The following is a 17,147-nucleotide window of genomic DNA, read 5'->3' as shown; positions in this document are numbered from 1 at the left end:
TTAAGGAAGTTAGGTTTTCAATGACATTATCAACTGCTGACTTACGCCAAAAGTTTAAAGATTATTTCCAGAGTCATGGTCACCAGCCTGTGGCTAGCTCGTCTCTCGTTCCAGCAGATGATCCAACGCTTCTTTTTACTAACGCGGGAATGAACCAGTTTAAAGATACGTTTTTAGGAGCGGAAAAACGCAGCTACACGCGTGCGGTTTCTTCTCAGCGCTGTGTTCGTGCTGGTGGTAAGCATAATGATTTAGAAAACGTTGGTTATACCGCCCGTCACCATACTTTCTTTGAAATGCTAGGTAACTTCAGTTTTGGTGATTATTTCAAAAAAGAAGCCATTGAGTTTGCATGGAATTTCTTAACAAAAGAAATCGGCCTTCCAAAAGAAAAGCTTCTGGTTACCGTTTATTCAGAAGACGAAGAAGCCTTTGATATTTGGGAAAACCACATTGGTGTTCCTAAAGAAAAGATAATCCGCATCAGTACATCAGATAACTTCTGGTCTATGGGTGACACAGGGCCATGCGGTCCGTGTTCAGAAATATTTTACGACCATGGCGCGCATATTTGGGGCGGGCCTCCAGGAACTCCAGAAGAAGATGGCGATCGTTTTATCGAAATCTGGAACCTGGTATTCATGCAATACAACAAGCAAGCTGATGGCACGATGGAGCCATTGCCTAAGCCGTCTATCGATACCGGTATGGGGCTTGAGCGTATTTCAGCTATTTTGCAAAATGTGCACAGCAACTACGAAATTGACCTATTCCAAAACCTGATTCAAGCGGCGGCCACAATTGTAGGCAGCGAAGATTTAGAGAATAAATCTTTACGGGTTATTGCCGATCACATTCGTTCTTGTAGCTTCCTGATTTGTGATGGCGTAATGCCTTCTAATGAAGGCCGAGGCTATGTACTTCGCCGTATCATTCGCCGTGCTGTACGTCATGGTTACCAGCTAGGTGCCAGCGATATTTTCTTCTACAAATTGGCTTCAGCACTAAGCAAAGAAATGGGTGAAGCTTACCCAGAGCTTGTAGACCAATTACCGGTAGTTGAAAAGGTATTACGAGTAGAGGAAGAGCAGTTCAGCAAAACCTTAGCCCGTGGAATGGCAATGCTAAACGATACGCTAGAAACCCTCGAAGGTGACACTATTCCAGGTGATGTGGTGTTTAAGCTTTATGACACTTACGGTTTCCCCACAGACTTAACTAACGATGTTGCCCGCGAACACGACCTTAAAATTGACGTGGAAGGGTTTGAAAGTGCTATGCAGGCACAGCGCGCCCGTGCGCAACAAGCCAGTAACTTTGGTGCCGATTATAACAATACGCTGACTATAGACCATGCGACATCCTTCACCGGTTACAGTGATGTTGCAGGCGAAGCAAATATTGTAGAGCTTATTGCCGATAATGCGTTTTGTGAGCGTTTAGAAGACGGTCAAGAAGGGGTTGTGGTTTTAGATCAAACGCCTTTTTACGCAGAAAGTGGTGGTCAGTCTGGTGATAAAGGGGTACTTCGTGTCGCGAATGGCGAGTTTATCGTTAGCGATACTCAAAAAATGGGTAATGCTTTTGCGCATAAAGGTAAGGTAAAGGGCACCATTACAAAAGGTGAGCGAGTTACTTCTGCGATTGATAACTCAAACCGTGATGCTGTGAAGAAGAATCACAGTGCTACACACTTACTTCACGCAGCACTTCGCGAGACGTTAGGTGAGCACGTTACCCAGAAAGGTTCATTAGTAGAAGCGCAGCGTATGCGTTTCGACTTCTCTCACTTTGAAGCAGTAACACCCGCTCAGCTTATTCAGGTTGAGCGCAGAGTTAACGAAGAAATTCGTGCAAACCATGCGTTGAAAACCCAACTGATGGATTTAGATGAAGCCAAAGCATCAGGGGCAATGGCGTTGTTCGGTGAAAAGTACGACGAGAAAGTACGTGTAGTCACTATGGGACCTTTCTCTGTAGAACTATGTGGTGGAACGCATGTTAATCGTACTGGCGATATTGGTTTATTCAAAATTACCAGCGAAGCGGGCATAGCATCAGGTGTGCGTCGTATAGAAGCCATTACTGGTGAGCAGGCGCTGCATTATGTTCAAGACCAGCAAGCTACGCTAGCAGAGCTGTCTAGTTTGTTAAAAACCGATACGCAAAACTTGGTTGAACGGGTAGTCGCAGTACAAACTCATACTAAAGAACTAGAGAAATCTCTCACTTCTGCCACACAAAAACTGGCGAGTCAGCAAGGTGCTGATATGCTTAGTAACGCTATTGAAATAAATGGCGTAAAAGTACTTATTGCTAAGTTAGAAGGTGTTGAAGCGAAATCACTGCGTTCAATGATGGATGATATTAAAAACCGAATTGGCGAAGGCATCGTAGTATTAGGTGTGGCAAGTGAAGATAAGGTCAATCTTATCACTGGGGTGACGAAAAACCTTACCGGTAAAGTGAAAGCAGGCGAGTTGGTTAACTTTATTGCCGCGCAGGTTGGCGGAAAAGGGGGAGGTCGCCCTGATATGGCTCAAGCGGGTGGCGATAAGCCAGAGCATCTAAGCACAGCGTTAGAATCAGTTAACGCTTGGTTAGAAGATAAGCTATAATCAAATCTGAAACTTGCAGTGAGTTTTTGAAGTGACACAGAAACATGGAATCACTGTTGCTACCGTCGGGTCGTGCCGATGAGTGGCGGAGTAATTAAGGAAATGTTCAGTATTAAGGAACAGGAGCAAGCGAATGCTTATTTTGACTCGTCGAGTTGGTGAAACACTTATGGTTGGTGATGATGTAACTGTCACTGTTCTGGGTGTTAAAGGGAATCAGGTCCGAATTGGTGTGAATGCACCAAAAGAAGTTTCTGTGCACCGTGAAGAGATTTACATGAGAATTCAAGCTGAGAAAGGTGGACAACCTGGAACGGCTGAGTAATCACTCTCTGCACAAAAATTGGTCAGCTTATGCTGGCCTTTTTTGTTTATAGGGATTTTTTTTAAATTAATTTAAAAAAATTTAGGTATTTTTCGATATTTAATATAAAAGTTCATTTTGCGCCAAGGCGTGCATTCCTAAATTAATCCGCTAAAATTTGATTATAACCTAACCAAAATACAGGTTTTTTGTACGAATCGTACAAAATGACAGCGAGTAAACATTTTTATCTAAAAAAGGTTTGACTCCGGCCGGTGAATCCGTAAAATGCGGCACCACTTAAGGAGAGGTGGGTGAGTGGCTGAAACCAGTTCCCTGCTAAGGAACCATACCTAATACTGGTATCGAGGGTTCGAATCCCTCCCTCTCCGCCATTGTTCGTTGATGGTGTGACGGTCAACAAAAGTTTTACTGCGCGTGTGTAGCTCAGCTGGATAGAGTACCTGGCTACGAACCAGGCGGTCGGAGGTTCGAATCCTTCCACACGCGCCACTTCTTTCAAATGCGTCACCTTTGGGGGTAATACCCTAAAGTAAAAAAGTTTACGCGTGTGTAGCTCAGCTGGATAGAGTACCTGGCTACGAACCAGGCGGTCGGAGGTTCGAATCCTTCCACACGCGCCATATAAGAAAACCCACCATCTGGTGGGTTTTTTTATTTCCGCCTATTAAATTTCTATTCTTTTGTAGTTCTACATAATTCACTTCTAGCCCACTATACACTTTAGTCTCCTATCGTTGCCTTACGCTAACCTCTGTTCGAATTATGAACTAACCTTTATAAATAGCAGTTTCCCTACGAAGGTGTAGTACTAATGTCACTTGCAACAATAACATTTCAATTTCTCGCTGAGCCTACCGATGTGAACTTTGGTGGTAATGTTCATGGTGGTGTGGTGATGAAGTGGATAGATCAAGCGGCCTATGCCTGTGCGGCGCAGTGGTCGAAGGAATATTGCGTTACTGTGTCGGCCAACGGCATTCGGTTTATTAAACCAATCAAAGTGGGGCAATTGGTAAAGTTAACCGCCTCTATAGTGCACACAGGTACCTCTAGTATGCATATCTATGTTTCTGTTAGTTCCGGTGAGGCAACAGAAAGTAAGATGACTGTCGCGAATCGTTGCTTCATCTCCTTCATGGCGATTGATAAAGAAGGACGTTCGGTTAATGTATCTTCTTATACTCCTCAAGAGAAAAACGACTTCCAGTTAGACCTTGTTGCTATGCACGCTAAACATTTCACTAAACAACTTGATATGCATTTCACGAAAACCACAGGAGTTCATTAATTACATTTTGTGAAAATATATCCATTCACTTAGCATAAATAGTTATTTTATTGCTTTTTATTAGCATAAAGTGTGATTGCATATGCATTTTACTTGCTTTTTTGTTGTGTTTTATACCCTCGCATGATACTTATTCACAACGAAATTTTTGAAGGGTTCACCATGGAAACAGAATCAGTTAGCAGTTTGCTGCTTGAAGCCGGCTCACTGATGCTAATAGGAATGGTATTTGTTTTTTCATTCCTGGCATTGTTAATCGTTGGAATTCACCTAATTGCAAAGTTTTGTGAAGTATTTCCGGGCGAAGCCGCACCTCAGTATGCTGCACCTCGTAGAAAAGCGGTTCAAGCTGGTGTCGATGGTAATGTTGTTGCTGCTATCACCGCTGCTGTTCATACTCATCGTCAAGCCAATAAAAATTAATTAAACAAATCATTCAGGAGTTACCATGTCTAAGCCACTGGCCTTAACCGAGCTAGTCTTGCGTGATGCCCATCAATCGCTACTTGCTACGCGTATGCGTATAGAAGATATGCTGCCTATTGCCGAAAAACTTGATAAAGCAGGTTTTTGGTCTGTTGAATCTTGGGGCGGGGCGACATTTGATTCCTGTATTCGCTATTTAGGGGAAGATCCTTGGGATCGCATTCGCCAGCTTAAAGCGGCAATGCCAAATACGAAGCAACAGATGTTGTTGCGAGGTCAAAACTTATTAGGCTATCGCCATTACGCTGATGATGTAGTGACACGTTTTGTTGAGCGTGCACATGAGAATGGGGTTGATGTATTTCGTATTTTCGACGCCATGAACGACATGCGTAATCTAAAAACTGCGATTAAAGCGACTGTTGACAGTGGCGCTCATGCCCAAGGTACAATTTCTTACACGGTAAGTCCTGTTCACAATCTTCAACTGTGGCTCGATATGGCTAAGCAACTTGAAGATATGGGCGTTCATTCTATTTGTGTAAAAGACATGGCAGGGCTGCTTAAGCCTTACGACTGTGAAGCACTTATTAAAGGGCTTAAAGAAACCGTCAGTGTGCCTATTGCTATGCAGTGCCATGCCACCACAGGATTGAGTACGGCCACTTACCAAAAAGCCATCGATGCCGGCATCGACATGCTCGACACAGCCATATCTTCAATGAGTATGACTTACGGTCATACCGCAACGGAAACCATGGTGTCTATTGTAGAGGGCACAGAACGAGATACGGGCATGTCATTGCCGGATCTTGAAGAAATCGCCAGCTACTTTCGTGGCGTGCGCAAAAAATACAGTAAATTTGAAGGTAGCTTGAAAGGGGTTGATGCCCGTATCTTGCTCGCTCAAGTACCTGGCGGCATGTTAACCAACATGGAAAGCCAGTTAAAAGAGCAAGGCGCTGAAGATAAGTTTGAAGAAGTATTAAAAGAAATTCCTCGCGTACGTGAAGACTTAGGTTTTATTCCTTTGGTTACGCCAACCTCGCAAATTGTAGGTACGCAGTCTGTATTAAACGTACTGACCGGCGAACGTTACAAGAGCATCACCAAAGAAACGGCAGGTGTCCTTAAAGGCGAATATGGCGCTACAGCTGCGCCAGTGAACAAAGAATTACAAGAGCGTGTGCTTGATGGTGGCCAGCCCATTACCTGTCGTCCGGCAGATAATATTGCACCTGAACTAGACAGCCTTGAAACCGAGCTCACTAAGTTAGCATCAGAGAAAAGCATTACATTGTCAGATACTAAGATTGACGATGTACTTACCTATGCCTTGTTCCCGCAAATTGGCCTTAAGTTTTTAGAGAATCGCGGTAATCCTGACGCATTTGAACCTGCACCCGGCACTGAATCTGATGTTGCATCAAGTGCACCAACTGCTGCGGCACCGGTTTCTGCTAGCGGCGCACCGGCGGCCTACGATGTGAAAGTTGAAGGTAAGGTATACCATGTTGAAGTAGCAGCATCCGGTGAATTATCTAGTGTAACCCCAAGTCAGCCATCGACAGCCGCACCTCAGCCGGCATCTGCTAGCAGTAGTGAAAGTGCACAAAGCATTAACGCACCGTTAGCCGGTAATGTGTTTAAAATACTAGTGCGTGCTGGCGATGTAGTGAACGAAGGTGATGTGGTTATTATTTTAGAAGCCATGAAAATGGAAACTGAAATTCGCTCTGCTATTTCCGGTACCGTTAGTGAAGTACTCGTGGGTGAAGGCGATGCCGTAGCCAGTGCTCAACCACTTATTGCGCTGGGGTAATTCATGGATAAGTTGATGGTGCTGTGGGACAGCACTGCACTGGCACATTTTGAGTCAGGCCAGTTAATCATGATGGCAGTAGGTTTCCTGTTGCTGTTCTTAGCGATTGTGAAAAAATTTGAACCGCTGTTGTTAATTCCTATTGGGTTTGGTGCCTTATTAACCAATATCCCGTTAGCTGGGTTTTCAGAGGCGGGAGGATTGCTTCATTACATTTACGCTATCGGTATAGACACCGGGGTTTTCCCGCTGCTTATCTTTATGGGTGTGGGCGCAATGACGGACTTCAGTGCCTTAATTGCAAACCCTAGAATGTTGTTGCTAGGCGCGGCTGCGCAGTTTGGTATTTTTGCGACCTTGTTCGGTGCTATTGCGCTTAATATGATCCCAGGCTTTGAGTTTACTCTCAAAGATGCCAGTGCGATTGCTATCATTGGCGGTGCTGACGGTCCAACGGCTATCTTTTTGGCCTCTCGATTAGCGCCCGATTTATTAGGGGCTATTGCGGTCGCAGCTTATTCATATATGGCGCTGGTACCTATTATTCAGCCTCCAATTATGAAAGCGCTGACCAGCAAGGAAGAACGCACCATAGAAATGGCGCAATTACGCCCTGTATCGCAACGTGAGAAGATTATCTTCCCACTGGCTACACTATTCCTAACTATCCTATTTTTGCCATCAGCAACGCCTCTAGTGGGTATGTTTTGCTTTGGTAACTTATTAAAAGAGTGTGGTGTAGTAGATAGGCTTAGCAAAACAGCGCAAAACGAGCTAATTAACATCGTTACTATTTTCTTAGGGCTAGCGGTAGGGTCTAAGCTATCTGCCGAGAAATTTTTAACCGTTGAAACCTTGGGTATTCTTGGGTTAGGCGCTGTAGCGTTTGCTATTGGTACTGCAACAGGCGTGTTAATGGCTAAGCTAATGAGCCGAATGAGTGGTGGTAAAATTAATCCACTGATTGGTGCTGCTGGTGTATCGGCAGTGCCAATGGCTGCAAGGGTTGTGAATAAAGTTGGACTTGAAGCTAACCCTCATAACTTCTTATTGATGCATGCCATGGGGCCGAATGTGGCAGGTGTACTTGGTTCAGCTGTTGCTGCGGGTATCTTGCTGGCGCTAGTAGGTTAATGTTTAAGCTAATTTGCTTAAATTGGCGACAGTGCGAGGTTATATAGACTCACTCATATAAATAACAAAATGCGGCCTAGGCCGCATTTTTTGTTTGGGTATAAAGCGCAATGTTAAAAGGCGTTGTAAGAAATGGCGTCAGAGTCGCTGAATGACGTAGCGTCAAATCAATTTCCAAGCACCTTCAAAAACCAACGTTAGCTAACTAATGGTATTGTTCGTAATTAACGACTGATAGGCCAAGATCAGCTTCTTAGTGATGGTATGTTCTGGCCAACGAAAAATCGTTTCGGTTTTCCCCTCTTCCACAATATTGCCATTTTCCATCACAATAACCCGATCGGCGATATGTCGAACTATTCCCAAATTGTGGCTTATGAAAATAAACGCCAACCCCATTTCTTGTTGTAGCTTCAAAATAAGGTTTACCGTTTGCGAGCGTATAGACGGATCTAGGGCTGCAAACGGTTCGTCGGCAATCAGTACTTTCGGCTTTAATATAATGGCGCGGGCGAGGGATACACGCTGTTGTTGGCCGTCAGACAGCATATGACGATAGAAATAATAATGTTCTCGTAGCAAGCCTACTTTTGTCAGCATTTCTTCAATAAGGGATTTACGTTCCGCTTCCGTTAACTCTGTGTTTAAACGAAGGGGTTCGTCGAGCACTTTTCCCACGGGCACAGAAGGGTTCATCGACTCACTACTGTGTTGCAATATCATACGAATGTCGTGGGTGCGTTTTTGTTGATTGTTGTGTTGGTTGTATTTCGCCAAATATTTGTGGCTATTAAGCTCAATAACCCCTTCATCAGCAGGAATAGCGCCCACTAGTAATTTTGCTAACAATGACTTACCTGCGCGGTTTTCACCAATAATCGCAATGGTTTCGCCACGTTGCACTGTCAGGTCGATAGGCCCTAATTCAAATATCTCAGGCTTTTTTAGCCAACGTTTCTTATCGTTATGCCTAAACGTTAATCCATCTACCTGCATGATATCTGTCATAACTTCTCCATATGCAGCGGGAAATGGCAGTTATAGGTGTGGTCGTGAATATGCCTTACTGCAGGTCTAGACACACAAGCACGCTGTGCACGAGGACAGCGTGGCCCTAACCTGCACCCAATAGGTAAATGCTGCAACGTAGGGATAGAGCCGCCCAGCGTAGGAAGTTGAGATTTCGGCGGCAAATCCTTCCTGAAGCTCGGTGCGCTGTCCAACAATGCTTTGGTGTACGGGTGAAGCGGGCGTTTCTTAATGTGCTTCATTTTACCCGACTCTACGGTTTGCCCTGCGTAAAGCACGGTCATGGAATGGGACATACTGGCAATAGCCAGCAAATCGTGACTCACAAACAATATACTTAGCGAACGGGTTTGATTTAAGCGAGTAAATAACTTAAGAATTTGTGTTTTGGTAGTTGGCTCCATCCCACGGGTGGGATCATCAGCAATTAATAGTTTCGGCTGAGATACCAAGGCCATGGCTATCATAAACTTTTGCCCAATATCACTGGGGATTTGGTGGGGATAGGCATTCAAATAATGCCTGTGTTGCTTTATGCCCACCTTATGTACAGTGCTTATGGCTATGCGTTTTCTATGTTGCGCACGTTGCCAAAACCAGTAACCTTCTACAAATTCGTCGGGAATGCTTTCCTCAAGTTGTTCACCTAAGGTGGCTGAGGGATCTAAGCTAGTTTGAGGGTTTTGAAATACAACAGCAATATCTCGGCGCATGACTTCTCTGCGCTGATATTTTGACATGCTTAATAAGTTTTCCCCTTTCCAACTCATGCGATCTGCAGTCATTCTCCACTGCGAGGGCAAGGCGCCACAGATGGCAGATACAATTAGACTTTTCCCCGAGCCAGACTCTCCCACCAGAGCGCGAATTTCACCGGTATTAACGGTTAAATTTACCTTGTCGAGCGCCTTGATGGTGGTGTCACCATCTACCATTTCTAAGGTCAAATTTTTAATGTCTAGCATAGGCATATTAGTGGCTCACTCTTTTTCTGAGTGCAGAACGTAGACCGTCACCCACAATATTTATCGACAACACCAATAAGAAAATCGCAATGCCAGGCAATGCCACATTCCAAGGGGCGAGGTAGGCCACATCAAGACCGTCGCCCAAAATTGCCCCAAGCTCTGCGAGTGGTGACTGCGCTCCTAAATTCAAAAAGCCTAATGCAGACACATCAATTACCGCAATCGAAAGTGCCACAGTACCTTGCACCACAAGCATTTCTGTCATGTTAGGAAGAATAGAGTGTACGAATAGTTGCCATCTATTCGCGCCGTCTAATTTCGACGCCATAATGTATTCTTTTTTCATTTCAGCGCGCACAAAGGTACGTGTACGGTGAACAAATTGTGGAATGAGCGCAAGCGTAATAGCCCACATACTATTGACCAACCCTGTTCCAAGAATAGCCACGATAATAATAGCAATAAGTAAGGTTGGAATGGCCATTAAGGCATCTAGCAAGTGGTTCACAATACTTGAACGCACGCCCCGTAGCATACCCGCAAATGTACCTATGCTTACGCCAATCAGCATGGCTAGCACTACCATAAGAAACCCCGACCCTAACGTAGTGCGGCAGCCGTAAATAATACGAGAGAAAACATCTCGGCCGAGGGGGTCGGTGCCAAATAAATGAGTTATTGAACCACTGCTTTCCCAACTAGGGGGAATGAGTAGCGCATCTATATTTTGTTCCGCTGGGTTGTATGGCGAAACCACCGGGGCGAACAGTGAAAAAATGATAAAGAAGCCAAGCAAAATAAGACCAACAATCGCAATGTGACTGCCACGGAAGGCTGCCCAAGTGCGTTGCCAGGGAGACGGATGAAACTCCTCTTCGTATAAACTAAACTGTGGCACGTTCGTACTTTTCTCGGCTAGGATCGATAATGCGGTTAAACAAATCGACCATAATAGTTAACGTAATAACGAGCGTTGATACCGCCAGCATTCCTACTCGAAGCGCAGGGAAGTCTCGTTGATAAATTGCTTGAATTAACCAGCTACCAATCCCTGGCCATGAAAATAAGGTTTCAACTATCATGGCATTGGTGATGAGCGTAGTAATTTGGATTGCCATTAAGGGCAATATAGGCAGCAATGCATTGCGAAGAACATGCCTAAAGAAAATTTGCCATTCAGATACACCTCTAGAGCGCGCGGCTACTATATACGGGCGGTGAATAACATCAATAACCGAGCGACGGGTAATTCGCACCATTGAAGCGGTTGTTATTGCTCCTATTGCCAGCGTAGGCAAAGCAAGGTGCGAAATAGCATCTCGGTAGGCAAGCCCATGATCGATATCCTCGGCCAGCATAATATCTATAAGCACAAAGCCAGTTACAGGTTCAATATCGAACAATAAACTAAGCCGGCCAGACAAAGGCGCAATATCAAGGTGTAAGCTAAAAAACAGGATTAGAATAAGTGCCAACCAGAACACGGGAAATGAATAAGTGGTAATGCTCAATGCATTAATAGTGTGGTCGGTAGTAGAGTAACTTTTCAGCCCTGCGTAATATCCCAAGGGGATACCAATGAAAAGCGCCATCAGCATCGCATAAGTGCTGAGCTCGATAGTCGCGGGCATGGCGATACCAATTTCTTCTCGAAGGGGCAGGCCTGACGCTAGACTGTAACCCCAATCGCCTTGTAGTAAAGACGATAAATAGTAAAAAAACTGTACTACATAGGGTTGGTCTAGGCGAAATTGACGCATAAGCGCCTCACGCTGAATCTCATTCTGCGGCACAATGCCGGTAAGGTTTTCTAGCACATCACCAGGAAATAGATACACCAATGAGAATGACATGGCGGTTAACACCAAAAGGGTTAAGATAAATAACACACCGTATCGCGATAATATTTGAATCACAGTGATTTACCTACTCCGCCAAATCTAACACCGCCAAAGGGGTTAATGGTCATGCCTTCAAGTTCATTTCTATAGGCTTGATAACGATAAGCGTGGGCAATAGGAACCAACGGCAATCGCTCGTAAAGCAGTCTATTTACCTGTTGATAGATTAGTCGCCGCGCTTCAAGGTCTTCTGTCTGCAAGGCTTTATCTAAGAGCTCGTCATAATCGTTATCACACCACATGGCTCGGTTAGTACCAGAAGGTATGGCACCACAACTCAGTAACGGTCGGTAAAAGTTATCAGGGTCGCCATTATCGGCAGACCAGCCTATTAATACAGAGTCGTGTAGGCCTTCTTGCAAGTGACGTCTAAATGTCGCCCAGTCGTAACTAACGATTGTGGCGATAACGCCCACTTCCCGTAAATATCGTTGGATCAGCTCCGCCATTTTGGCCGCGTTAGGATTATAAGCACGCTCAATGGGCATAGCCCATATGGTCATGGTAAACCCAGGCTCTACGCCTGCATTTTCTAGTAGCTTTCTTGCTAGTACAGGGTTGTAAGCCGTATCATCCGCATCGTTTTGAAAGGCCCAACTTGCGGCTGGTAGCAGTGTTTTCGCGCGGGTAGCACTGTCGAAATAAACCGCTTCTAATAACGTGTTTTTATCAATAGCCGCGGCTAATGCACGCCGTACATCGGGATTATCGAAGGGAGGGCGCTGGGTATTGAATGCCCAAAAACCAACATTCAAACCGGGCTTTTCAGCCAGTAATAAGTCGTCACGGGAGCGGATAATTTCCAATTCCGTTTGTGCAGGAAATGCCGTCGCATCACACTCGCCGGTCATTAACTTAGCCAAACGCAACGAGCTCTTCGGCGTTATATCGTAAATTAAGCGTTCCGCATTGTTTTGTTCACCCCAATAGGTTTGGTGACGTTGGTAACGGATGTAGTGATCTTTGCGGTAGTTTTCGAATTTAAACGGGCCTGTACCAATAGGGTATTGGTCAATTCGATTGGGCAGACCTTGTTGTAACAATGCCTCACCGTACTCTTGTGACAACATCACCGAAAAGTCCGTGGCTAAATTAGCTAAAAAAGAACTGTCCCTGCGCGTTAATTTTATTTCTACCCTGTACCCGTTTAATCGCTCAACTGAAGCAATATTTTGTGCCAACCCCAAACTTTCAAAGTACGGGTAGCGTCCGCCCGATACGTAATGGTATGGGTGTGAGGTAAGTCGCCACCTATCAATACTAAAAATGACATCATCAGCATTAAAGTTTCTGCTAGGCGTGAAATAGCTGGTGGTATGAAATTCAACGTCTTTTCTGAGTTGAAAGGTGTAGGTTAAGCCGTCATCAGAAACTAACCAGCTACTCGCCACGCTAGGTATAATACGGCCTGAATCAGGGTCGAAATCGAGCAACCTGTCATACAACTGATGCGATGACGCATCGGTTGTAGTGCTAGACGTATCTAACTGAGGATTAAACGTCACAGGGTTGCTTTCAGAGCAATACACCAAACCGCTATTATAAAATGCATGTTCATCTTGTTTTGAACAGGCCGCTACCAGTATTACCATAACAACAGTAAAGGCAGCGTAAAAAAGCGGTTTTACAGGCATTCAGTTAGCACTCCATCGATTCAGGGGAAGAGTCTAACAGGTTGTATTTTTTTAGATAACCTCGAAGTTGATGATAAGTGAGACTAAGTTTCTCAGCAGTCTTCTTCTGATTAAATTGACTGTCGGACAATGCTTGCTTAATCATGTCAATTTCGTATTGCTGAGAGCGGTCTTTTAAATCAATTGGGTATTCAACCGTTTCGGGTTTTAACGACGGTAATACAGCAGGCGATGAGTTTGCCGCAGGTTCACTATTGGTGACTATGCCTTCTACATTAGCTGCAACTGTATTGGAAGGCACTGTTGGTTCTGCTTCAGATGTACTCGAGGTTCTGTCGTTTGTTTTAATACGAGAGGTTGGTCTGAATAAAGACTCAAAAGGGTCGAGAACAATATCATGAACAGGTAAATGTGGGTTGTTCGTTCTATAAACCGCACGTTCAACCACGTTTTTAAGCTCTCGAATATTTCCAGGCCATTCGTAATCAAGCAAGGTGCGTTTTGCTTTTTCGGTAAAGCCGCTAAAAAGCTCCATCTCCATTTCTCTTGCCATACTAATGGCAAAATTTTCAGCAAGCATCATGATATCTTCACGTCGCTCTCTTAAAGGAGGGATGGTAATAACATCGAAGGCGAGCCTGTCGAGTAAGTCAGCACGGAACTCTCCAGCGTCAGCTAAGGCCGGTAAATCTTCGTTTGTAGCAGCAACCAAGCGCACATCGGTTTTAACCGTTTTATTCCCGCCCACACGTTCAAATTCGCCGTATTCTACTACCCGCAATAATTTTTCTTGGATTAAACCAGACGTGTTCGCCAGCTCATCAAGAAATAGGGTGCCATTGTGGGCAATCTCAAAGCGTCCTTCTCGGCGCTTTGCTGCGCCAGTAAATGCGCCAGCTTCATAGCCGAACAGCTCACTTTCTAATAAGCTTTCGTTAAGCGCGGCACAATTGAGCTTGACGTAATTTTGATCCCAGCGCTTAGACAGAAAGTGTAAACGGGCTGCTATAAGCTCTTTACCGGTTCCGCGCTCACCAATTACCAATACGGGTTTATCCAGTGGTGCTATTTGTGAAATTTGCTCTAGCACTTCTAAAAAACTATTCGCTTGGCCTAGCAAATTATCCTGCTGACGATACCTACTCATTAAATCCCTCAAATATTAGTCATTTCGACCAATTAATAGTGTAGAGTAAAAAAACTTGTTGTTCGAGCATTATTTAAACTAAACGAATATCTTTTAAAATTATCAAGTTAGGGTAATTCAAAAAACTGGCAAGCATATTGAATAGTCTTACTACAAGTTTATCTTGGTACAACCAGTTTTCGACTATGAGGTAATTATTATGGGTATCTTCTCGCGTTTCACTGACATTGTGAATTCGAATATTAATGCGCTTTTAGATAAAGCGGAAGATCCGGAGAAAATGGTCCGGTTGATTATTCAGGAAATGGAAGACACATTAGTAGAGGTGCGCTCAGCATCGGCTAAAACGTTGGCGAACAAAAAGGAAATTGTAAGCCAAATTAATAAATATGAAGCAGACGCCAACGATTGGCAGATGAAAGCGGAACTTGCGTTAAGCAAAGACCGTGATGATTTAGCCCGCGCAGCACTGCAGGAAAGAAAGAAATCAGCCGAAGCTGCTGAGACACTGACTAACGAATTGACCGTTGTTGAACAGCAAATTAGCAAACTTCAGGATGAAATTGGTCAGCTTCAAGACAAGCTAGCTGATGCGAAGAGTCGTCAAAAAACGATTATCATGCGTCAAAAAACGGTAAGTTCACGCTTAGAAGTGAAACGTACGCTAGATAGTACAAAAGTAGATTCAGCTATGGGGCGCTTTGAACAATACGAGCGTAAGATTGACGATTTAGAGTCGCAGGTAGATGCTTACGACCTAGGTAAGAAAACCTTAAATGATGAATTTGCAGAATTAGAAACAGGCGATAAGATAGACGAAGAACTAGCTGCGCTTAAAGCAAGAGTGAAAGGTGACACAAGCTCATCTTCAACATCAGAATAATAATTACAGGTAGCCTGCTTACGTACTAAGTGCATTACGTTAAGCGTTTTGCACAATGCATCAGGTATTTGGTGTTAGGGCCTTGAGCAGGCTAATCGGGGTTTTTTGGAGGTATTTACAATGGATGAAGGTATCATTGCAATGTTGGTAATGCCCTTGGTCATTTTTATGATTTTTGTGGCGCCGATTTGGTTAATTCTGCATTACCGCAGCAAAAAACAAGTCAATCAAGGGTTGAGTGTTGAAGAGCAAGCTTCATTACAATCACTTGCTGAACAAGCTGAAAAAATGAGTGATAGAATTCAAACCCTTGAGGCTATCTTAGACAGCGAAGCCCCAGAGTGGAGGTATCGCGCATGAGAAACGGCAAGCAGCTATACCGTGATACAGACAACGCCAGAATAGCGGGTGTATGTTCAGGAATAGCGCACTACTTTGGTTTAGAAACTTGGTTAGTGCGAATTCTAGCTGTGACGGGCTTTTTCTTACTTGCAGGTCCATTCATGTTTGTTGCTTATATAGCGGGCTGGTTCATCTTAGATAAGAAGCCTTTAGGTGATGCTTCAGAAGAGCAAAGCCCTGTGCATCAAAGCCGCGGCAAAGGATGGAAAAATACAAATTCTACATCAAGCAATAGTCGTCATAAGGTCGAAGTGAAAACAAAAGTTTGGCAGTCTGGTGAGCCACCTAAACAAGCATTTCACGATATTCGTAATCGTTTTCAGAAATCGGAAGTACGACTACGCAAGATGGAAACGTATGTGACCTCTAGAGAATTTGAACTTAACCGAGAAATCAGTAGATTGTAGTTAAGTAAGATTAAAATACATTCGCTAGAGACGCCCCGACAAATGCAAAACCGCTCTTCTTTAAGAGCGGTTTTTTGTATGTAAAGCATTATGTTATGAGGTTTTGTAAATAAGTTGTTACGGCTTGGCTGTGTAGCAAGAATAGGTAAACACTTCCCGTTAGCGTGCATTTCATTAGACTAATTGACAGAAGTCAGTCACGGAATATGTCGAAAGCAGTTATGGCAAAATCTAGCGTTTATCAATCAAAAACCTCAGGCAACAAAGGCGTTATAAACTGGTCAGAAGAAGAAAATCAAATCTGGGCAGAGTTGTACGCCAAGCAGCTTCCGTTATTGAAAACGCGAGCCTGTAGTCAATACATGGAAGGCTTATCGTTACTGGCACTGCCTGATGATCGCATTCCCCAGCTTCCCGATATCGATAAAGTACTATTAGCACAAACCGGTTGGAAAACTGCCGAAGTTCCCGCGCTCATCAATTTTGGCGAATTTTTTAGATTACTCGCCAACAAGCAGTTTCCTGTCGCAACCTTTATTCGCTCGAAAGACGAATTTGATTACCTACAAGAGCCCGATATTTTCCATGAGGTTTTCGGTCATTGTCCTTTACTTACGAATCCGGCTTTCGCGCACTTTACCCATACCTACGGAAAGCTTGGCTTAGCGGCTAGCAAAGAGGACAGAATCTACCTCGCACGACTTTATTGGTTTACGGTTGAGTTTGGGTTAGTTCGAAGTAAAGCAAATCCAGAAACGCTGGAAATTTATGGTGGAGGCATATTGTCTTCACCGGGTGAAACGCTATATGCATTAGAGAGCGGCGAGGCAATAAGGAAACCGCTTAAAGCGATAGATGCGTTAAGGACACCGTATAGAATTGATATCATGCAGCCTTTGTATTACATACTTCCTGACTTTGATTATCTGTTCGAGTTGGCCGACATGGATATTATGAGCCTAGTGAATAAAGCGAAAGGACTCGGGCTATATCCCGCCTTATTCGACGCCAAAAAGCAGGCTTAAGTTAATATTTTGTTACAGCGTGGCGTGATGAGGGGAAACGTTTTCACACCTTTCGCTGCGTGGAATCGCTTTAAAAACCAGTCTTTCAAGGTGATAATTTGGCATAATTAACTTGTTATCTTTTTGTAAAAGTGT

At 44.1% G+C, this 17,147-nt stretch carries 16 protein-coding genes and 3 tRNA genes; 13 read left to right on the top strand and 6 right to left on the bottom strand.

What is annotated here, in order from left to right; translation table 11 throughout:
- The first annotated feature begins 20 nt into the window (after positions 1-20).
- From alaS to C7Y69_RS04685, 9 genes are all read left to right on the top strand, one after another.
- The gene (gene alaS, locus C7Y69_RS04725) at positions 21-2,618 is read left to right on the top strand and encodes an alanine--tRNA ligase (protein ID WP_126871960.1); all 2,598 of its coding nucleotides are present in this window, start codon (positions 21-23) and stop codon (positions 2,616-2,618) included.
- Between the two features lie 133 nt (positions 2,619-2,751).
- A complete protein-coding gene (gene csrA / locus C7Y69_RS04720) occupies positions 2,752-2,943 on the top strand; it encodes a carbon storage regulator CsrA (RefSeq protein ID WP_013785064.1) in 192 nt (63 codons plus the stop codon).
- A 283-nt stretch (positions 2,944-3,226) separates the two neighbouring features.
- Positions 3,227-3,317 (top strand) — tRNA-Ser (locus C7Y69_RS04715).
- A 41-nt stretch (positions 3,318-3,358) separates the two neighbouring features.
- Positions 3,359-3,435 (top strand) — tRNA-Arg (locus C7Y69_RS04710).
- A gap of 54 nt (positions 3,436-3,489) precedes the next feature.
- A tRNA-Arg gene (locus C7Y69_RS04705) sits at positions 3,490-3,566 on the top strand.
- A 191-nt stretch (positions 3,567-3,757) separates the two neighbouring features.
- A complete protein-coding gene (locus C7Y69_RS04700) occupies positions 3,758-4,234 on the top strand; it encodes an acyl-CoA thioesterase (RefSeq protein WP_126871959.1) in 477 nt (158 codons plus the stop codon).
- Between the two features lie 162 nt (positions 4,235-4,396).
- Positions 4,397-4,657 (top strand): OadG family protein, encoded by a 261-nt coding sequence (locus tag C7Y69_RS04695; RefSeq protein WP_126871958.1) that lies wholly within the window; start codon positions 4,397-4,399, stop codon positions 4,655-4,657.
- 25 nt (positions 4,658-4,682) lie between these two features.
- Positions 4,683-6,482 (top strand): sodium-extruding oxaloacetate decarboxylase subunit alpha, encoded by a 1,800-nt coding sequence (oadA, locus tag C7Y69_RS04690; protein WP_126871957.1) that lies wholly within the window; start codon positions 4,683-4,685, stop codon positions 6,480-6,482.
- Between the two features lie 3 nt (positions 6,483-6,485).
- Complete coding sequence (locus C7Y69_RS04685; protein WP_013785060.1) at positions 6,486-7,616, top strand: sodium ion-translocating decarboxylase subunit beta; 1,131 nt, start codon at positions 6,486-6,488, stop codon at positions 7,614-7,616.
- Between the two features lie 201 nt (positions 7,617-7,817).
- Here C7Y69_RS04685 and C7Y69_RS04680 read toward each other — a convergent pair whose 3' ends face one another.
- The 6 genes from C7Y69_RS04680 to pspF are packed head-to-tail and all read right to left on the bottom strand — an operon-like array spanning position 7,818 to position 14,295.
- The gene (locus tag C7Y69_RS04680; protein WP_126871956.1) at positions 7,818-8,624 is read right to left on the bottom strand and encodes an ATP-binding cassette domain-containing protein; all 807 of its coding nucleotides are present in this window, start codon (positions 8,622-8,624) and stop codon (positions 7,818-7,820) included.
- Positions 8,621-9,616 (bottom strand): oligopeptide/dipeptide ABC transporter ATP-binding protein, encoded by a 996-nt coding sequence (locus C7Y69_RS04675; protein WP_126871955.1) that lies wholly within the window; start codon positions 9,614-9,616, stop codon positions 8,621-8,623. The genes C7Y69_RS04680 and C7Y69_RS04675 overlap by 4 nt, the downstream gene beginning before the upstream one ends.
- Before the next feature lies 1 nt (position 9,617).
- Positions 9,618-10,511: an ABC transporter permease subunit gene (locus C7Y69_RS04670; protein ID WP_013785057.1), complete on the bottom strand. Its 894-nt coding sequence runs from the start codon at positions 10,509-10,511 to the stop codon at positions 9,618-9,620.
- Entirely contained in the window at positions 10,498-11,529 is a 1,032-nt protein-coding gene (locus C7Y69_RS04665; protein ID WP_013785056.1) for an ABC transporter permease, read from the bottom strand. Before C7Y69_RS04665 ends, C7Y69_RS04670 begins: the two co-directional genes overlap by 14 nt.
- Positions 11,526-13,148 (bottom strand): ABC transporter substrate-binding protein, encoded by a 1,623-nt coding sequence (locus C7Y69_RS04660; RefSeq protein ID WP_013785055.1) that lies wholly within the window; start codon positions 13,146-13,148, stop codon positions 11,526-11,528. The genes C7Y69_RS04665 and C7Y69_RS04660 overlap by 4 nt, the downstream gene beginning before the upstream one ends.
- A gap of 4 nt (positions 13,149-13,152) precedes the next feature.
- Positions 13,153-14,295 (bottom strand): phage shock protein operon transcriptional activator, encoded by a 1,143-nt coding sequence (pspF, locus tag C7Y69_RS04655; protein ID WP_013785054.1) that lies wholly within the window; start codon positions 14,293-14,295, stop codon positions 13,153-13,155.
- Positions 14,296-14,494: 199 nt separating this feature from the next.
- Here pspF and pspA point away from each other — a divergent pair, with 199 nt between their 5' ends.
- From pspA to phhA, 4 genes are all read left to right on the top strand, one after another.
- The gene (gene pspA / locus C7Y69_RS04650) at positions 14,495-15,178 is read left to right on the top strand and encodes a phage shock protein PspA (protein WP_126871954.1); all 684 of its coding nucleotides are present in this window, start codon (positions 14,495-14,497) and stop codon (positions 15,176-15,178) included.
- A 120-nt stretch (positions 15,179-15,298) separates the two neighbouring features.
- Positions 15,299-15,538: an envelope stress response membrane protein PspB gene (pspB, locus tag C7Y69_RS04645; protein ID WP_126871953.1), complete on the top strand. Its 240-nt coding sequence runs from the start codon at positions 15,299-15,301 to the stop codon at positions 15,536-15,538.
- The gene (gene pspC, locus C7Y69_RS04640) at positions 15,535-15,987 is read left to right on the top strand and encodes an envelope stress response membrane protein PspC (protein ID WP_126871952.1); all 453 of its coding nucleotides are present in this window, start codon (positions 15,535-15,537) and stop codon (positions 15,985-15,987) included. The genes pspB and pspC overlap by 4 nt, the downstream gene beginning before the upstream one ends.
- A gap of 221 nt (positions 15,988-16,208) precedes the next feature.
- On the top strand, positions 16,209-17,012 hold the full coding sequence (gene phhA / locus C7Y69_RS04635; RefSeq protein WP_126872079.1) for a phenylalanine 4-monooxygenase: 804 nt from the start codon (positions 16,209-16,211) through the stop codon (positions 17,010-17,012).
- Positions 17,013-17,147 lie beyond the last annotated feature (135 nt).

The organism is Alteromonas sp. KS69 (assembly GCF_003989595.1).
GTDB classification, from domain to species: Bacteria; Pseudomonadota; Gammaproteobacteria; order Enterobacterales; family Alteromonadaceae; genus Alteromonas; species Alteromonas naphthalenivorans.
The sequence above is the reverse complement of the archived record's forward strand: the minus strand, read 5'-3'. Positions and strand labels throughout refer to the sequence as shown.